This window comes from Shewanella marina JCM 15074 (genome assembly GCF_000614975.1).
GTDB lineage: Bacteria > Pseudomonadota > Gammaproteobacteria > Enterobacterales > Shewanellaceae > Shewanella > Shewanella marina.
The window spans coordinates 40,542-56,044 of record NZ_BALM01000008.1 but is presented as its reverse complement, the minus strand read 5'-3'; the positions used below and the strand labels follow the sequence as shown (position 1 = coordinate 56,044).

Sequence of the window (15,503 nt, the reverse complement as noted above, 5' to 3'; positions counted from 1 at the left end):
ACGACTGCTCAAACGTAAATTAAGAGCAAGTCAAAGCCCACAACTTGTTACGCAACAAGTTATGAAAAGAACAATATCAATAGGATTAAGCTATAGGGGGGCGGTACGCTGGGAGTGATTCAGGCGGTAAATATTGCGCTTCTAGATTAGTTTGCAAATCAGTCACAGGCACTGATGGCACTATGCTGACAAATGAAACTAATGCGGCACTACCACCATGACATTGACAGTCTAAGCAGAGATCCAGCATTTGAGTTTCTGTAATCACATGATTATGAATCGCAGGATTAGCTGAGGTGTCATTACAATCACCACCATCGCACTGTGCAAGGGTTGTGACTTCAGTTGAATATTGTAGATGAGGATGACTGTCTTCACTGCCCGTATGCTGGCTCAGATGCAACTGATGCTCACCAATATTTGCCGCAGTAAACTGCAGTAAAATTATGGCGATCAACAAACTTGCAAGTTGATGAGCAGTGATACGTAACATGGTTATCTAAACGGTCTCAGTCATAATATCTAAATTATCAATTGGCCGTATTCTAAAGTGATATTCACAACTCGCAACCGACAATGTTGCAAGTTGTGATCTATTTGCCAATTGCAGGTTAATTACTTAAACACACAATGCTTGGCATAATCTGCGGCTTGGTTTGCCGTCCAATCACCTTTTGGCTTGGCATCCATTTTTTTACACCATGCATCGCTACCAACTTCAGGAGAACATGCGCTCAACCCTAGCGTGAATCCAATAACCACTAACATGGCAGTAATTTTAGTGAATGACATCGTAATTTCCTCAAAACATAAATAATATTAACTTCGGGCTGTTATCCAGCTAATCGCTTCCGCTTTTTGTTCCAATGGAAACCAAGCCACTTCAGCTTGCATCATTGGTCCAAGCAAACGCACTGCATAACCAACCCAATCAGGTCCCCCAACAAATACCAATGCATCCATGGCGGGCATTCGTACTTCGTCAACGCCTGATAATGATTGTTGATCCCAGCCTTCTAACAACACATCGGCTTCAATATAGAGACAAATTTTGTTACCTTGGGCGTTCATATTGACAATTTGTGGCAATAATTGACTGCGAAAATCAGCACTCGAAATCCGCCCACTCGCTAAAAGACTAATTACACCTTTAGCTATTGCAGGAATTTGGCATAACATTAACGCTCTCCACCTAGATACGACTTACGGTGCTTTTGCTTAACAAAAGTTACAGCTTAGGTTATCACAGCGAGTGCTTTGCACATAACTTCTCAATTGTACTTTTTTAAAACAGGCGCTATACCATTAAGATGATTAAGATTTCTAACCGCGTAATGATTAATGAAAATGAAATTGAATGGCAATTTATCCGCTCAAGTGGTGCCGGTGGCCAGCATCTTAATAAAGTCTCCACAGCAGCTCAGCTAATTTTTGATATAAAACAGTCGTCATTACCTGAATTCTATCAGCAAAAATTACTGACCAAGTCTGATCACCGTATCACCAAAAGCGGCAAAATTATCATTAAATGCCAGCAAACCCGCAGCCAAGATGATAATCGCCAACAAGCGTTAAGCCAATTTATTGCACTGGTTGCCAGCGCAGGTATTGTTGAGAAAAGAAGAATTGCCACTAAACCAACGAAAGGCAGTCAGCAGCGGCGCTTAGAGGGTAAGAAACAGCGCGGTCAAACAAAGTCATTGCGTCAGCAGAAAAATCAGTATTAACTGCTTAAATGTTGAGTTCCAATAAATATTTAACTGAAGGATTAACCATGGGCAACCATAAGATATTGATTGTTAACGGCCCTAATTTAAATTTACTTGGCCGCCGTGAACCAGGTCATTATGGCAATAAGACGTTAGCGGATATCACCAGCGAACTGGATATTAAAGCCGCTAAGTCAAATATCACTCTGACACATATTCAATCAAATGCTGAATATGAATTAATCGATGCGATTCATCAAACCGATGCTGAATTTATCATTATTAATCCAGCGGCATTTACCCATACCAGCGTAGCGCTACGCGATGCCCTGCTTGGTGTAGATATCCCTTTTATTGAAGTACACCTTTCGAATGTACATGCTAGAGAACCTTTCCGTCATCACTCATATTTTTCAGATAAAGCCGTTGGCGTAATTTGTGGATTAGGCCCAGATGGCTACTTGTTCGCGCTGCAAGCGGCAATTAACCGTTTACAATGGCACTCACATTAGTTATGTTAACAATATGTTGTTAATCTTTTTCACGCTGTATCTGAGTATTGGTTTGATTAATCGGTAGATATTGTTGAGATTGCCAATCTAGGTAATATAAGGTGTTTTGCCATTGATACACATAACGGCCATCTTTAAATATTACTTTGGCATTAGCAGGCAAAAAGTTTAATCCTTTACTATACTCAGAAGAGGCTGTTTGCCGCTGTGGCTTGTACATAGGTTGGGCGTTTTGAGACCCGTCTTTTATAGAATGGACCCGACGCGCCTTCCACTTCACTGGCCGCAGTGGCATCACATTATAATATGGGTTACTCCAACGAGTAACTGGCCATCCCCATTGATTACCCCAACCAATATTCCAGCCCCAACGATCATTGCGCCAACGCCAATCTGGTCTGTACCATGGATCATAAAAACCACTACCAATATTCCAGCGACCATATGACCGTGAAGATTCATGTTTTATAGACGGCCTTACAGGGTGCTTTCTTACGCCAGTAACAACCTCATAGCCTGCTACTTTATCTTTATCCCACCAGCCAACTTGAGCAGGTAACGAGCTTGCCACTGCTGATGCAGCAACAGGGCTTACCGTTATTAATGCCAATGTTATTACGCTTAATTTAGCCATATTCTTGTACCTCGTCGCTCCCCAAGCCACTTTATGGAATTAGCTCATTAGGTGGCAATTAAGGGGAATATGGCTAAGCGTAGCAGCCTAAATATAAAACTGCATTGATAATTGGGCATAACTCGCGGCACCTGTGGCACGTGGAGATTCCAACCAAGCTAAATCAACTTCATCATCAACTTGATAGCGACCCACTTCAAATCCAAGCACCACATTGCGGGCTAAATTGGTGAATAAATTAGCACCAAAATGGCGACGATTATTTTGCTCAACCTGTGTTTGAGTTTGACCATAAAAGAAAGTAGAACGCCAATTTTCACCCCAGAAATGACGATATGCAACCATTGCGGCAATGGTTGTTTCTATTTCACCGTTAACAATATCTTTGGCGGCACTCGTACCGACATAACGACCGAGGTTACCGTAATGCAGTTGCAACTTTAAATCATTACGAGCAAATACAAGCAATTTAGCAGCAATAGAACCACCAAGACTTAATTTAGTTTGATCTGCTGGATTCAATGCCCTTAATAGAGCAGCCACAGAGATATTGCCAAAATCGCCATTAATATTACGTCTAATCACAACATCTGGAATGGCATCATGATCTTGAGAAAGTTGGTGTTCTTCAATAATACGTGAACCGTAAGTTGTCGGATTCTCTAAGGCAAACTGCCAATCTTGATATTGGTATCGAATCAAAGCTTGACGTACCATGGCTTCAGCGACCAATGGGCCACCCAAATTGGTCGTTTCAGGAAAAGTGGCCACATTGACCATGGTCGACCAAGTTTGTCCCAATGTCACATCTTGATAATTAATATATGCATGTCTTAAACGTGGGCTATAAGAGTTTGAAACGATGGGATTACCTTGGCTCGAGCCAACAAAATCAATTTCGATAAAGCCTTTAATATCATTATGTTCAATTTTGCCATTAAGGCGACTTTGTTGAGCGCTGAATTGAGTTTTGTGGGTATCAACATTACTGCTAACACTGCCACCATCCCAAATGGCTTTAAAAGGAATATCGCCATTAATATAGCGACTGTCGGCATTGATAAAACCACCGACTGAAAATGAAGTTGTTTGTGCACTTAGGCTAAATGAAAAGATGCTCAGCAGGGAAAGCAGACGGATAAATCGCATTTGATGTTCCTCATCACTGACAATATCGTAGTCGTATCGTCATTTTTATTGTTATCAGGTTCCAATCCCCTAAGGGTAAAGAGTCAAACAATAAAAGAGTTGATAAACATCACTATAATTAAGCACTAATAAAGATATTCGTGATACAGCTCTAGAGTATTCTTTCTCATACTCTCATATATTAAGTGATATATTGAGCTAACCATCATACTCAATGTTATCGATGTAATAATCATCATCACTATTTGCAATCATCACCTCATCATCAAGATGTAACCCTAATAACTGTGATGCTAACGGACTTAAAAAAGAGATATTGCCTAAACTTGGCGCAGCTCATCCACTCCCACAATCCGATATTGCCTTGATTGCTGCTCACCGACTAAAGTCACCTTCGCCCCGAACCTAACCGTATCAGTTGGTGCAACAGCATAAGTCACCACTTGAGCTGTTGTGATCCGTTGTTCTAATTGTAATAAACGTTGATTTAATGCCGTAAATAACTCTCGTTCAGCACTCTGTTTTGCTTGAGTAATCTGTTGTTCAAGTACTAATTGCTCTTGTTTTAATAACGTCATTCCAGTTGCGGTGACATAATTGATTTGATTCACGGGCAATGGTGCTCTAGGACTTACCACTATTGCAGCGGCTTCATCTTCTTTGGTAAATGCCTTACTCATAAATACCTCGCATTTAATACTAAAACACTATTATTGCGGTTAATTTAAGCAGTGATAAGCCAACTAACACTAAAATCACTTTTACTGGGTAAGCAACAATCAAGCTGCCAATACAAATGACTGATTTTTTTTGTATATTTAGAGATAATTAACAGTATTTTATATGCACTTGTATATACAGCATCTATACTCAAAAGATAGAGATATATAAATTTAGCTATTTTAGATATCCAATTTCTAGGAAATAAAAGACATAGACGTCCAACGCAATTTTGCGGCAGCTTTGGAGGTGATATGGTGCTTTTATTTATACTAGGAATAAGCTTTATTGGCACGGGCATAATTATGCTCTCAACCCCCAAAGTATGGTTACGTGTCGTATTGTGGAGTAATCGTCAAGCCTACGCACATCTATGCGGCATCCTAGCCAAACTCACCATTGCCGGAATCCTATTTTATTACGCAGAAAACACCATAAACCCCTTGTTTATGCAGATTTTTTCCGTGTCTCTCATTGCTGCAGGTTTAGCACAAACTTTAACCCCCGCTAAGCAACATTTAAACAATGTCAAACAGTCTACCCAGCAACTCTTTAGCCTCTATCGACCTGCGGGAGTTTCAACATTATTAATTGGTAGTTTTTTAATTTATAGCACCTTGTGAGGTTTTTATGCAGTCAACTAATCACGGTTTTAATTTATCAATCAATCAACAAAACAATCGGCATATCCTCACAATAAAACCTTATGGTAGGTTAACCTCTGAAGATTACCAAACCATCAGTCAGAGCATCGAAAATGCCCTTGCATTAATTAACGTAACTCACCTCAATGCAGTGATAGACATAAGTGAATTTCTTGATAGTGAGCATACTGATCGCTGGCACTATTTTTATACTCATTTAGCTCACAATATCGTATTGCCACATGTCACCGTTATCGACACCAATCAGCAACAACGGCATATGAGCCAAATTGCAGTGTAACCACATTAGAGTGATAACCAACACAATAAAGTAGCGGCTGATTTTGCCTCTTTACTTATGCTATAGTCTGGCCAGAATAAGTTAATAGCATGAGGCTATATCCCTATGAGTTTTAAGGATTTACGCGGCTTTATCGACCATTTAGAAGCAACTGGTGAATTAAAGCGAATTAGTCATCCGGTGGATCCACACCTAGAGATGACAGAAATTGCCGATAGAGTGCTGCGCTCGCAAGGACCTGCCTTATTATTCGAAAATCCTGTGGGTAAAACCATGCCAGTATTAGCCAACCTATTTGGTACGCCAAAACGGGTAGCAATGGCACTTGGCAAAGAGGACCCTCTGGCACTACGTGATGTGGGCGAACTACTGGCTTTTTTAAAAGAGCCTGAGCCACCGCGTGGTTTTAAAGATGCTATCGCCAAAATTCCCATGTTCAAGCAGGCATTAAATATGCCGCCAAAGACCGTTCGCAAAGCACCATGCCAAGAGGTGATTATTGAGGGCGATGCAGTCGACTTAACCCAATTACCTATCCAACATTGCTGGCCGGGCGATGTCGCCCCCTTGGTCACTTGGGGACTCACCATTACCAAAGGCCCCCGTCAAAAAAGACAAAATCTGGGCATCTATCGCCAACAATTACTGACTAAAAATAAACTGATCATGCGCTGGCTCGATCACCGTGGCGGCGCGTTAGACTTTAAGGATTTCAAAGAGAAATTCCCCGGCGAAAAATACCCTGTTGTAGTGGCTTTAGGTGCAGATCCTGTCACTATTTTAGGGGCGGTGACCCCTGTGCCAGACTCAATGAGTGAATATGCCTTTGCAGGTTTGCTGCGCGGTGAACGAACTGAGGTAGTTAAAGCGCTTAGCTGCGATTTAGAAGTGCCTGCCACCAGTGAAATTATTTTAGAAGGTTATATCGATCCACAAGAGATGGCTGAAGAAGGTCCTTATGGTGATCATACCGGGTATTATAATGAAACAGATAGTTTCCCCGTATTTACTATCACTCATATCACGCACCGTAAAGATGCTATCTACCACAGTACTTATACTGGCAGACCACCTGATGAGCCAGCGATGCTAGGTGTTGCCTTAAACGAGGTATTTGTCCCCATTCTACGTAAACAATACCCTGAGATTGTTGATTTTTACCTACCGCCTGAAGGTTGTTCATATCGAATGGCGGTGATCTCTATCCGTAAACAATATCCGGGTCATGCTAAACGCGTCATGATGGGCGCATGGTCTTTCTTACGCCAGTTTATGTATACCAAGTTTATTGTGATTGTTGATGAGGATGTCAATTGTCGCGACTGGCAGGATGTCATTTGGGCGATTACGACTCGCATGGATCCTAAGCGTGATACGGTAATGATTGATAATACTCCTATCGATTACCTCGACTTTGCCTCTCCAGTAGCAGGCCTTGGCTCAAAAATGGGCATGGATGCAACCAACAAATGGCCGGGGGAAACAGACCGTGAATGGGGCACGCCAATTGTGATGGATGCAGAAGTAAAACAAAAAATCGATCAAATTTGGGATCAACTCGGCATTGATTAATATCAAATAAAACTAATAGAATAGAAACACTTGCCAAAAGTGGCTGAAAAGGAAGTTAAATGAATACATACCGTTGCAAAGTTGACCAAGTTATCCCTTTTAATGATGCAGTATATCGAGTGTTACTTACGCCTGATACGCCACTGGATTTTAAACCGGGTCAATATTTATCAATTGTAATGGGTGAAAAAGACAAACGCCCCTTTTCAATCGCTAGCGCACCGCATAATGGCCAGATAGAGTTACATATTGGTGCCTCTGTTTCTGAAAGCTATCCAATGCAAGTGGTTGAGCGGTTACAGCAAAATAGCCATATTGAGATTGAAGCACCAGCAGGTGAAGCGTATTTACGCCATGAAAGCCTAAGGCCACGCTTATTGATTGCTGGCGGAACAGGATTTTCGTATATCAAGAGTATCGTTGAAGCTCAAATTGAACATGAAAACCCAGTACAAATGACACTTTACTGGGGCTGTCGTGACAAAGATGCTATGTACTATGAACAGCTCGCAAGAGACTGGCACAACGCTCACCCATGGCTACATTTTGTACCAGTTGTCGAAAATGCGACTCAAGATTGGCAGGGCCAGCAAGGTAACCTAATTAAACAAATCCAGCAGGATTTTGACAGTCTAAGTGGCTATGACGTCTATATAGCTGGCCGTTTTGATATGGTAGCATTGCCAGAGAAGCGTTTCGAATGATGGGAATTGAAGAAAACCACCTCTACGGTGATGCCTTCGCGTTTATCAAATAATCGCCCCAATAATGAAAAAGCCCGCACACTGCGGGCTTTTTGCTGCCTTCTTACTCAGGTTTCTCTTTTAAACCGATACTGTTCATCCAGTATTCAAAATCAACCATGTTACCCGGCAAAATCACCTTATTCCCCTTACGCTGCAAACCTTCTAACTGTTTAAGGTACTGCTCACCTAATTGGATCCGCAGGGCATTATGACCACCAGGCGCACTAATGACTCCGGCAAGGCTCTCAATCGATTCAGCAGTCGCTTTAGCGAGGGTTAAAATCTCTTCCGCCATGCCTTCTGCTTCATTAATTCGGCGCTGCATCTCACCTTCAGAACGGTTAATCGTTTCCGCTTTTATACCTTCAGAACGATTAATCTTACTTTGTTTATCACCTTCACTTTTCGCTAATAAGGCACGACGTTCACGTTCAGCATTAACTTGCATCTCCATCGCATTCTTAACGGTTTCGGGTGGAGTAATATTTTTAATCTCGTAACGATGAACCCGAATACCCCACATCGCTCCCGCTTGATCTAACACCTCAACCACTTTGGCACTGATCACATCACGTTCTTCAAAAGTTCGATCTAAATCTAAAGTACCGATAACAGAACGAGTTGTGGTTTGTGCGAGTTGAATCGCGGCGTAGCGGTAATCTGTCACGCCATAACTGGCTTTAATGGGATCAACCACCGACATATACAATACGCCATCGACCTCGACATTAACCTCATCACTAGAGAAACACTCTTGTGGTGGCACATCAATGGTTTCCTCTTTTAGATCATGTATATAAGCCACTTTATCTAAAAATGGAATTAAGGCATGAAAGCCAGCATCTAAGGTACTGTGGTATTTCCCCAGACGTTCAACAATATAAGCTGACTTAGTGGGTACTAAGCGGATGGACTGAAACAGTTTCAGCATAAAAATAGCGAAAATAATGCCCCAAATCGCTAATACAATTAATTCTTGGTTGGCAAAATCAAACATAATTAACGCTCCTTCACTGTATGAGTGACTTTTTCCATGCCTTCAAAAAAGCCTTCTAGCTTGGCGATTTCTGCTGGTACGACAGAGACATCAGCTTGCTTTAAAATACCGCCTAATTGCTCAATAAATTGCTCTTTCAGCTGCATATTCATCGCTTCATTACCACCGTCAAGTGCTAACGCATTGGCAACCATCGACATCCCTTGTGCACGCGCCTTAGCCACAATAGCAATCTCTTGCGCCGTACCTTTTGCTTCATTAATCCGTTTCTGTTTTTGACCTTCTGAAAGGTTAATCGCCTCTTGGCGTTCACCCTCAGACAAATTAATCATTGCCGCTTTTTCTGCATTCGCTAAGGTAATTTCAGCCCGCTTACTGCGTTCAGCTTCCATCTGTTTTTCTAGTGTATGGATGACATGACGTGATGGAGTGATATTGCGAATTTCATAACGCAACACTTTAATTCCCCATGGATCGGAAGCTTTATCAATCTCTCGTACAATCGATTCATTTAAGCTTTCTCGCTCAGAGAATGTATCAGACAAACTTAATTTACCAATCTCAGAGCGCATGGTTGTTTGTGCTAAATTCACCGCCGCGCGGCGATAATTTTCAATTCCGTAACTGGCAAGCTGACCATCCATCACTTTTAAATAGACTAAACCATCGACTTCAAGTTGGGTGTTATCTTTCGAAATACAGCTCTGTGGTGGGACATCAAGGACTTCTTCACGGGTATCGTGTCGATAAGCAACTCGGTCAACAAATGGAATTAAAAAATGAAATCCCGGCGGTAGCACACAACGAAACTTACCTAAGCGTTCAATCACACACACTTCACGCATAGGTACAATTAAGATCAACTTATAAATAATGAAGATAACAAATAGAAAAACTATGGTAATTGTGAGCATATCCATCCCTTATTCTGATTTAATCGGTTCGACAATAAGTCCTATATTATCCCTACATATCACTCTAACTTTTTGCCCTACAGCAATAATTGAACCATCGGCTTTAGCTGACCACTGCGAACCCATAAATTCAATTCGTCCCATCTGTTGCCCAGGACCAATGGCTTCCTTTACCACGGCTATTTGATTATAAATATCTAATTCTTCATCCGTATTATCGATATGCTGATCACCACCAATCAACTTCTGTGTCACTTGCCTAAATACTAATAACAGTACAATAGATAAAATAAACCAACAGATTAAACTTTGTGGTAAGCCACTGATAATACCGATAAACAGTAAACCTGCGACTAATATGGCAGCAATCCCTAAAAAGATGACGATGCCACCGGGAATGATAATTTCTGCCAACATAAGCAAGACACCTAGAGCCGCCCAAATTAAGCTTGAATTCTCAAACATCTATGCCTCCATCGCGATTGGTATAACTCAGCATGTATCATTAGACATAATATGTCAAAATCAATTAGGCACAAAAAAAGCGCCCGAAGGCGCTTGTTAACGATTGAACTAGGCAAGCATTTTTTTAGCTGCATTCACAACTGCAGTCACAGCATTGACCTCAGTCTTTTTCATTGTCACTTCATTTGGGATCTCTTGCTGAGTACGGTTTACAATAACCCCAGCAACACAACCTGCACGCCAGCCGTGAGCGGCACACATAGTAAATAAAGTCGCAGACTCCATCTCATAGTTCAATACACCAAGATCTTGCCACTCTTTCATTGAACCAGCAAAACGACGCGCTACACGACCAGATACGGTATCGTAACGCTCTTGACCAGGATAGAAGGTATCAGAGGATGCGGTAATACCAACATGTGGCTCCACACCTAAATCACGGCAAGCTTCAACCATTGCTGTTGTACAAGCAAAGTTAGCTACCGCTGGATACTCAAGTGGCGCAAAATGTTGGCTAGCACCATCTAAACGAACAGAGGCTTGAGTCACGATTAAATCACCCACATTCACTTGTGGTTGAATCGCACCAGTTGTACCTACACGTAAGAATGTGTCTACGCCTAATTGTGCCAATTCCTCAACTGCGATTGATGTTGATGGGCCACCAATACCTGTTGAACAAATCACAACAGCTTTACCTTCTATATAAGCAAGATAACTGGTGTACTCACGATGACTTGCCAAAAAGATAGGGTTATCCATTAATTCTGCAATTCGCTTTACTCGTTCTGGGTCACCTGGAACAATTGCTAAAGTCGCACCATCAAGCATTGCTTTGGTTAGCCCTAAATGAAATACATCTGCCATCCTAAAAGCCTCTTCAGTTAATCAAAAATCGGGTTGCTGAATTAGTGTTAAACACAACTCAGCCGATAAATTACTAAGATATGTAATGACTCTACCTTAGCTATCCGTGCAATAAGGTTAACTGGATCACAGTTCATCCGCCACATATTATCCTTCAGATACAAAAAAAGACGCGATCGCGTCTTTTCTACTATTAACTAAATAATTTAAAGCGCTTTAGTTAACGATGCTACTGAATCAAAATACTCAATTGCAGTAATGTTGAAATTATCTAAACGAATTAAAGTTGCTTGATCGTCCTTTGCAGGAAAATCTGCTGTTTGTTTACCTTCTGTATCTAATGCGATTGCAAACGGTAAATCTTTCATTTGAGGAATAGCAACAAATTTAGAAATCAACGATGGCATGGCGCTAATATCAGCTACATAGACTAAATCTGCAGGCTGATTATCTTTACCTAACTTTTCTAAAGCATCCTTAATGATGTCGCCACCTTTCATCGAACGACTAAAGAGGATGACTTTAGTTTGTGCTGTAACATTAGCAGGTTGCTCAAACTGGTTCTGTAAATGAACTGCAGCAATAGTATTGCCATCAGTATAGGTTGCGGCAAACACACTTGAACTACATAAACAGCAGATAGCAAAAATAATTCGTTTCATTATTTATTTCCTTTAGCAAACAATGACATCAACTCGATTATTAATATTGTTTAGAACAATTGAGATACTTTATATAACTCATCCCACATCTTATACAAATGACATAATGCACGCTACAGCACATTACCGAACCGCATCATCGCTGTTTCTCATAGATAAAAGCAACCATAGTTACATCGATAAAACAGATTGCCTTTAACGAGCAAAGCATTTACGACGCTCCCCAATAAGAGCATTGCAAAATTAAATTGATGGTTATTTATATTTTTAATACACATTAAAAAACATTAATAACAACACAATTAATACATTCATATATTCACACAAACAATAAAACTATATAAAAGCCAATTTAATAGCTATTTATAGCTAGTTACGGTAAAAACCTTTGAACTTATAGCGTCAAAATTACATCATATATAATAATATTAATTGGCTTATTACATCGTTACAGATCACTATTTTCATCACAATGCATAAGTAAAACGAATAATCATTATTACCGAAAGATTATCGACCGTTATCAATAATTAATTCAGAATGCGCTCCATCTAACGAATTATTACTTTAAGTTTTCTTTCGCAAGGGAGCGACATGATGAAAAAGTCTTTAATAGCTATCGCACTTATGGGTGCATTCACAGCGACTGCAGCAAACGCTGCTAACATTGATAACACAGTATACGTTGGTGCGGGTGCTGCACTAAGCAACTACAACCACGTAGATACTAACAGCAACCTAGGTGCTCACAACGCATTCGGTTGGAACGCTCTAGTAGGTTACTCTTTCAACAAATATTTCGCTGTTGAAGCTGGCTGGCAAGATTTTGGTACTAACAAAGACGTTAAGCAAACTGGCGTTTCTGAAGGTCAACAAGTTAAAGTACGTGGCGCGACTCTTGGTCTAGTTGGTACTCTTCCATTAAACGACAACTGGTTCCTAACTGGTGAAGCTGGTGCTATCCAGTACCACATCGCTCACACTATCAAAACTGGTCAGTATGTAAGCGACAACGATACAGCTCCTTATGCAGGTGTTGGTATCGGTTATAACATCACTGAGAACCTAGCTGTTGCAGCTAAGTACCGTTACTTCCACGGTCTAGATGAGAACCAGTGGAACACTGCAGACATGAACGCTCAAACTGTTGGTGTTCAATTAACTTACCGTTTCGGTGTTAAAGCTGACCCAGTTATCGCACCAGTAGTTGTTGCACCAGTAGTTAAGCCAGTAGTAGTTGCTCCTAAGTATGTAACTAAAACTGAAACTAACAAGACTGACGTTTTCTTCGGCTTCAACTCTTCAAGCCTAACTGACGCAGCTATTGCTAAACTAAACAACGTAATCAAACTTTCTCACGAAGGTCAAAAGAGCAATGTTGTTCTAGTTGGTCAAGCTGACAACCAAGGTAACCCAGCATACAACATGAAGCTTTCTCAAAAGCGTGTTGAAAAAGTAGCTGAATACCTAAAAGCTAACGGTGTTAACACTACTAGCCTAGACGTTACAGCTGTTGGTTCAGAAGATGCTAAAGGTAACACTATTGCGGATCATAAATTAGACCGTAAAGTTGTTGTTACTTTAACAACTGAAAGCCAAGTACTAGTTAAGTAATTAGTCATTGACGAAAAGGCCTCTAATAGAGGCCTTTTTCATATTGTTCCTTTGCGTTATGCCATGTTTGTTTTATAGTCCAAGAGGTGAATTATCTTTGTCTGTGACGAATACTGGATGCCCCAAGCCAAACAAAATACTGAATTACTCCGCAATTGTGATCTAAATTTACTGATCGCCCTCTCTGTTTTACTCAAACATGCGCATGTTTCGCGCGCGGCTAAACAACTAGGATTATCTCAATCAGCAATGAGCCAAGTGCTCAAACGTCTTCGGCTGATGTTTGAAGATCCGCTACTGATTAAAAGCCATAATGGCATGATGTTGACCAATAAAGCTCAAGGCCTAACTCAAGATTTAGAACATTGCTTGTCGTTAGCGATGGATATTCTTGATGGGGACCATTTTGATCCTAAGACAGCTCAAGGTCATATCCGCTTTACCATGAATGATATCGCCGCCCAGCTATGCATCGTCCCAATGCTACAGCATATCAGCGCTAAAGCTCCATTGCTTGAACTAGAATACATTTCACAACACAGCGATGGTTTTCAGCAGCTTACCCGTGGTCAGGTCGATATTGTGGTGGGATTTTATGACTCAATTCCGCGCCATTTAAATTATAAAACCATTGCCAGTGCGCCTTGGCAATTTGTTTCACAAAATCCTGTTTTTACCAATCCACATCCTGACGTAGAGCAGTTAAAGCAGCTGCAACTTATTCGCTATCAATTCCAGCAACTTAATCAATTAAGCCAACTAGATAGATTAAAGCGACTGAAAGGTGACGACTGTAATTATAGCCTCACATCTGGCTCACTAAGTGTATTAACTCATGGCTTAAACAGCGGTAGCAGTGCCACTTTCCTGCCCCATTATGCGGTTAATATTTTACCTAAAGAGCAGATTGAAAAACTAAATTGGTTTGGCCCGGTGTCAGATTTAGAATTGAAAATGTGTTGGAACAATCGCTCCCGTCATTATGAGCTGCACAAATGGGTACGTAACGAAATGGCTGAAATATTAAAAGCACAAGTGGAGCAACAACCATAATGAATCAAGCTGACTTAAAACTTATTCAACAATGTGACCTTAATTTACTGCTATGTTTATGTGTCTTAATCGAAGAACAAAGCGTTTCTAAAAGTGCTCATCGTTTGCAAATGTCACAACCCGCAATGAGCCAAAACCTAAAAAAGCTGCGACAAATATTTAATGATCCCTTGTTTACGAAGCAAGGCCAAGGTCTACAAGCCACTGAAAAAGCGCGTAACCTATTACCTGCCCTGCAGCAATGGCTACAATTAAGCAAACAACTGATCTTACATAAATCATTTGATCCAACGACTGCCCACGGCAAAATTCGTTTTGCAGGAATGGCTGATGTGACTCAAAAATTTGTAGATCAATTGCTGGCAAAAGTACTAATTGATGCGCCTAATATTGAGATCGAGTTCATTCATAAAACCAGTAATATTTTTTCAATGTTAGAGTCTGGTGAGCTTGATATTGCCACCGGTGGAGCAGATTTACCGCCATCAAATATTCATGGTCGCCAAATCAATGCTGAACGTTATGTGGTTATTTGCCATAAAGATCACCCACTAACACAAATCAAGCAACCTAACTTTTCTGATTTTATGATGTTTGATACTGCGAGATATACGGCCTCAGATATTGTTGAAAACTGGATCGATAACCTCGCTCAGCAGCAACATTTTACCCGTAAGACGAGTTTCTATAGCAGCTCTATTTTAGTGTTATGTAAAGCGATTACTGCAGGTAAACACATCGCTTTTGTACCAGATAGAGTACTCAGCCATCCTCTCTGGCAAGATCAATTAGTGAGTTATCAGGTTGCTGGATTACCCATTATTGAAAGCATGTTATATTGGCATGCCAGAGTACATAAAGACCCTTTAATTCAATGGTTTAAAGGGCAATGTATTGAGCTAATCGAAGATCTAAAAAAAGGCTATATACCACAATGTTAACGC

Annotated in this window: 19 protein-coding genes and 1 pseudogene; 9 read left to right on the top strand and 11 right to left on the bottom strand. The window is 40.8% G+C overall.

The window, feature by feature from the left end:
• Positions 1-85: 85 nt before the first annotated feature.
• From JCM15074_RS08100 to JCM15074_RS08090, 3 genes are all read right to left on the bottom strand, one after another.
• Complete coding sequence (locus JCM15074_RS08100; protein ID WP_025820745.1) at positions 86-493, bottom strand: hypothetical protein; 408 nt, start codon at positions 491-493, stop codon at positions 86-88.
• A gap of 122 nt (positions 494-615) precedes the next feature.
• Positions 616-792: a DUF3012 domain-containing protein gene (locus JCM15074_RS23980; protein ID WP_037469379.1), complete on the bottom strand. Its 177-nt coding sequence runs from the start codon at positions 790-792 to the stop codon at positions 616-618.
• A gap of 27 nt (positions 793-819) precedes the next feature.
• Positions 820-1,179, bottom strand: a complete 360-nt coding sequence (locus JCM15074_RS08090) for a SpoIIAA family protein (protein ID WP_025820744.1) — start codon at positions 1,177-1,179, stop codon at positions 820-822.
• A gap of 131 nt (positions 1,180-1,310) precedes the next feature.
• Here JCM15074_RS08090 and arfB point away from each other — a divergent pair, with 131 nt between their 5' ends.
• Positions 1,311-1,727, top strand: a complete 417-nt coding sequence (arfB, locus tag JCM15074_RS08085) for an alternative ribosome rescue aminoacyl-tRNA hydrolase ArfB (protein WP_025820743.1) — start codon at positions 1,311-1,313, stop codon at positions 1,725-1,727.
• A gap of 47 nt (positions 1,728-1,774) precedes the next feature.
• The gene (aroQ, locus tag JCM15074_RS08080) at positions 1,775-2,221 is read left to right on the top strand and encodes a type II 3-dehydroquinate dehydratase (protein ID WP_025820742.1); all 447 of its coding nucleotides are present in this window, start codon (positions 1,775-1,777) and stop codon (positions 2,219-2,221) included.
• Between the two features lie 19 nt (positions 2,222-2,240).
• Here aroQ and JCM15074_RS08075 read toward each other — a convergent pair whose 3' ends face one another.
• From JCM15074_RS08075 to JCM15074_RS08065, 3 genes are all read right to left on the bottom strand, one after another.
• Positions 2,241-2,855 (bottom strand): hypothetical protein, encoded by a 615-nt coding sequence (locus JCM15074_RS08075; RefSeq protein ID WP_025820741.1) that lies wholly within the window; start codon positions 2,853-2,855, stop codon positions 2,241-2,243.
• Between the two features lie 87 nt (positions 2,856-2,942).
• Positions 2,943-4,004: a DcaP family trimeric outer membrane transporter gene (locus JCM15074_RS08070; RefSeq protein WP_025820740.1), complete on the bottom strand. Its 1,062-nt coding sequence runs from the start codon at positions 4,002-4,004 to the stop codon at positions 2,943-2,945.
• A gap of 320 nt (positions 4,005-4,324) precedes the next feature.
• The gene (locus JCM15074_RS08065; protein ID WP_025820739.1) at positions 4,325-4,684 is read right to left on the bottom strand and encodes a hypothetical protein; all 360 of its coding nucleotides are present in this window, start codon (positions 4,682-4,684) and stop codon (positions 4,325-4,327) included.
• Between the two features lie 294 nt (positions 4,685-4,978).
• Here JCM15074_RS08065 and JCM15074_RS08060 point away from each other — a divergent pair, with 294 nt between their 5' ends.
• The 4 genes and pseudogenes from JCM15074_RS08060 (at position 4,979) to fre (ending at position 7,998) form a co-directional block, all read left to right on the top strand.
• Complete coding sequence (locus JCM15074_RS08060; RefSeq protein ID WP_025820738.1) at positions 4,979-5,347, top strand: hypothetical protein; 369 nt, start codon at positions 4,979-4,981, stop codon at positions 5,345-5,347.
• Positions 5,348-5,354: 7 nt separating this feature from the next.
• Positions 5,355-5,669, top strand: coding sequence for an STAS/SEC14 domain-containing protein (locus JCM15074_RS08055; RefSeq protein ID WP_025820737.1), 315 nt, complete (start codon positions 5,355-5,357; stop codon positions 5,667-5,669).
• 105 nt (positions 5,670-5,774) lie between these two features.
• Entirely contained in the window at positions 5,775-7,241 is a 1,467-nt protein-coding gene (gene ubiD, locus JCM15074_RS08050) for a 4-hydroxy-3-polyprenylbenzoate decarboxylase (protein ID WP_025820736.1), read from the top strand.
• Between the two features lie 59 nt (positions 7,242-7,300).
• Positions 7,301-7,998, top strand: a pseudogene (gene fre / locus JCM15074_RS21505) (NAD(P)H-flavin reductase).
• Positions 7,999-8,048: 50 nt separating this feature from the next.
• Here fre and JCM15074_RS08040 read toward each other — a convergent pair.
• The 5 genes from JCM15074_RS08040 to JCM15074_RS08020 all read right to left on the bottom strand — a co-directional run bounded on the left by JCM15074_RS08040 (position 8,049) and on the right by JCM15074_RS08020 (position 11,892).
• On the bottom strand, positions 8,049-8,984 hold the full coding sequence (locus tag JCM15074_RS08040) for an SPFH domain-containing protein (RefSeq protein ID WP_025820735.1): 936 nt from the start codon (positions 8,982-8,984) through the stop codon (positions 8,049-8,051).
• A gap of 2 nt (positions 8,985-8,986) precedes the next feature.
• Positions 8,987-9,898 (bottom strand): SPFH domain-containing protein, encoded by a 912-nt coding sequence (locus JCM15074_RS08035; protein ID WP_025820734.1) that lies wholly within the window; start codon positions 9,896-9,898, stop codon positions 8,987-8,989.
• Positions 9,899-9,907: 9 nt separating this feature from the next.
• Positions 9,908-10,363: an NfeD family protein gene (locus JCM15074_RS21500; RefSeq protein ID WP_037469374.1), complete on the bottom strand. Its 456-nt coding sequence runs from the start codon at positions 10,361-10,363 to the stop codon at positions 9,908-9,910.
• Positions 10,364-10,471: 108 nt separating this feature from the next.
• Positions 10,472-11,230: a uridine phosphorylase gene (gene udp / locus JCM15074_RS08025; RefSeq protein WP_025820733.1), complete on the bottom strand. Its 759-nt coding sequence runs from the start codon at positions 11,228-11,230 to the stop codon at positions 10,472-10,474.
• 206 nt (positions 11,231-11,436) lie between these two features.
• Entirely contained in the window at positions 11,437-11,892 is a 456-nt protein-coding gene (locus tag JCM15074_RS08020) for a hypothetical protein (protein ID WP_025820732.1), read from the bottom strand.
• A gap of 597 nt (positions 11,893-12,489) precedes the next feature.
• Between JCM15074_RS08020 and JCM15074_RS08015 the strand changes: the two genes are divergently transcribed.
• The 3 genes from JCM15074_RS08015 to JCM15074_RS08005 all read left to right on the top strand — a co-directional run bounded on the left by JCM15074_RS08015 (position 12,490) and on the right by JCM15074_RS08005 (position 15,500).
• Positions 12,490-13,506: an outer membrane beta-barrel protein gene (locus JCM15074_RS08015; protein ID WP_025820731.1), complete on the top strand. Its 1,017-nt coding sequence runs from the start codon at positions 12,490-12,492 to the stop codon at positions 13,504-13,506.
• A 117-nt stretch (positions 13,507-13,623) separates the two neighbouring features.
• Positions 13,624-14,559 (top strand): LysR family transcriptional regulator, encoded by a 936-nt coding sequence (locus tag JCM15074_RS08010; RefSeq protein WP_025820730.1) that lies wholly within the window; start codon positions 13,624-13,626, stop codon positions 14,557-14,559.
• Complete coding sequence (locus JCM15074_RS08005) at positions 14,559-15,500, top strand: LysR family transcriptional regulator (RefSeq protein ID WP_025820729.1); 942 nt, start codon at positions 14,559-14,561, stop codon at positions 15,498-15,500. The genes JCM15074_RS08010 and JCM15074_RS08005 overlap by 1 nt, the downstream gene beginning before the upstream one ends.
• The last annotated feature ends 3 nt before the right edge of the window (positions 15,501-15,503 follow it).

What these genes read in the sequence shown, in the direction of transcription:
- JCM15074_RS08020 (WP_025820732.1), bottom strand. Translation starts at nt 11,892, where the DNA reads ATGAAACGAATTATTTTTGCTATCTGCTGTTTATGTAGTTCAAGTGTG.
- JCM15074_RS08005 (WP_025820729.1), top strand. Translation starts at nt 14,559, where the DNA reads ATGAATCAAGCTGACTTAAAACTTATTCAACAATGTGACCTTAATTTA.
- JCM15074_RS08075 (WP_025820741.1), bottom strand. Translation starts at nt 2,855, where the DNA reads ATGGCTAAATTAAGCGTAATAACATTGGCATTAATAACGGTAAGCCCT.
- udp (WP_025820733.1), bottom strand. Translation starts at nt 11,230, where the DNA reads ATGGCAGATGTATTTCATTTAGGGCTAACCAAAGCAATGCTTGATGGT.
- JCM15074_RS08035 (WP_025820734.1), bottom strand. Translation starts at nt 9,898, where the DNA reads ATGCTCACAATTACCATAGTTTTTCTATTTGTTATCTTCATTATTTAT.
- JCM15074_RS08100 (WP_025820745.1), bottom strand. Translation starts at nt 493, where the DNA reads ATGTTACGTATCACTGCTCATCAACTTGCAAGTTTGTTGATCGCCATA.
- JCM15074_RS08070 (WP_025820740.1), bottom strand. Translation starts at nt 4,004, where the DNA reads ATGCGATTTATCCGTCTGCTTTCCCTGCTGAGCATCTTTTCATTTAGC.
- JCM15074_RS23980 (WP_037469379.1), bottom strand. Translation starts at nt 792, where the DNA reads ATGTCATTCACTAAAATTACTGCCATGTTAGTGGTTATTGGATTCACG.
- JCM15074_RS08060 (WP_025820738.1), top strand. Translation starts at nt 4,979, where the DNA reads ATGGTGCTTTTATTTATACTAGGAATAAGCTTTATTGGCACGGGCATA.
- JCM15074_RS08055 (WP_025820737.1), top strand. Translation starts at nt 5,355, where the DNA reads ATGCAGTCAACTAATCACGGTTTTAATTTATCAATCAATCAACAAAAC.
- JCM15074_RS08015 (WP_025820731.1), top strand. Translation starts at nt 12,490, where the DNA reads ATGAAAAAGTCTTTAATAGCTATCGCACTTATGGGTGCATTCACAGCG.
- JCM15074_RS08090 (WP_025820744.1), bottom strand. Translation starts at nt 1,179, where the DNA reads ATGTTATGCCAAATTCCTGCAATAGCTAAAGGTGTAATTAGTCTTTTA.
- ubiD (WP_025820736.1), top strand. Translation starts at nt 5,775, where the DNA reads ATGAGTTTTAAGGATTTACGCGGCTTTATCGACCATTTAGAAGCAACT.
- arfB (WP_025820743.1), top strand. Translation starts at nt 1,311, where the DNA reads ATGATTAAGATTTCTAACCGCGTAATGATTAATGAAAATGAAATTGAA.
- JCM15074_RS21500 (WP_037469374.1), bottom strand. Translation starts at nt 10,363, where the DNA reads ATGTTTGAGAATTCAAGCTTAATTTGGGCGGCTCTAGGTGTCTTGCTT.
- JCM15074_RS08065 (WP_025820739.1), bottom strand. Translation starts at nt 4,684, where the DNA reads ATGAGTAAGGCATTTACCAAAGAAGATGAAGCCGCTGCAATAGTGGTA.
- JCM15074_RS08010 (WP_025820730.1), top strand. Translation starts at nt 13,624, where the DNA reads ATGCCCCAAGCCAAACAAAATACTGAATTACTCCGCAATTGTGATCTA.
- JCM15074_RS08040 (WP_025820735.1), bottom strand. Translation starts at nt 8,984, where the DNA reads ATGTTTGATTTTGCCAACCAAGAATTAATTGTATTAGCGATTTGGGGC.
- aroQ (WP_025820742.1), top strand. Translation starts at nt 1,775, where the DNA reads ATGGGCAACCATAAGATATTGATTGTTAACGGCCCTAATTTAAATTTA.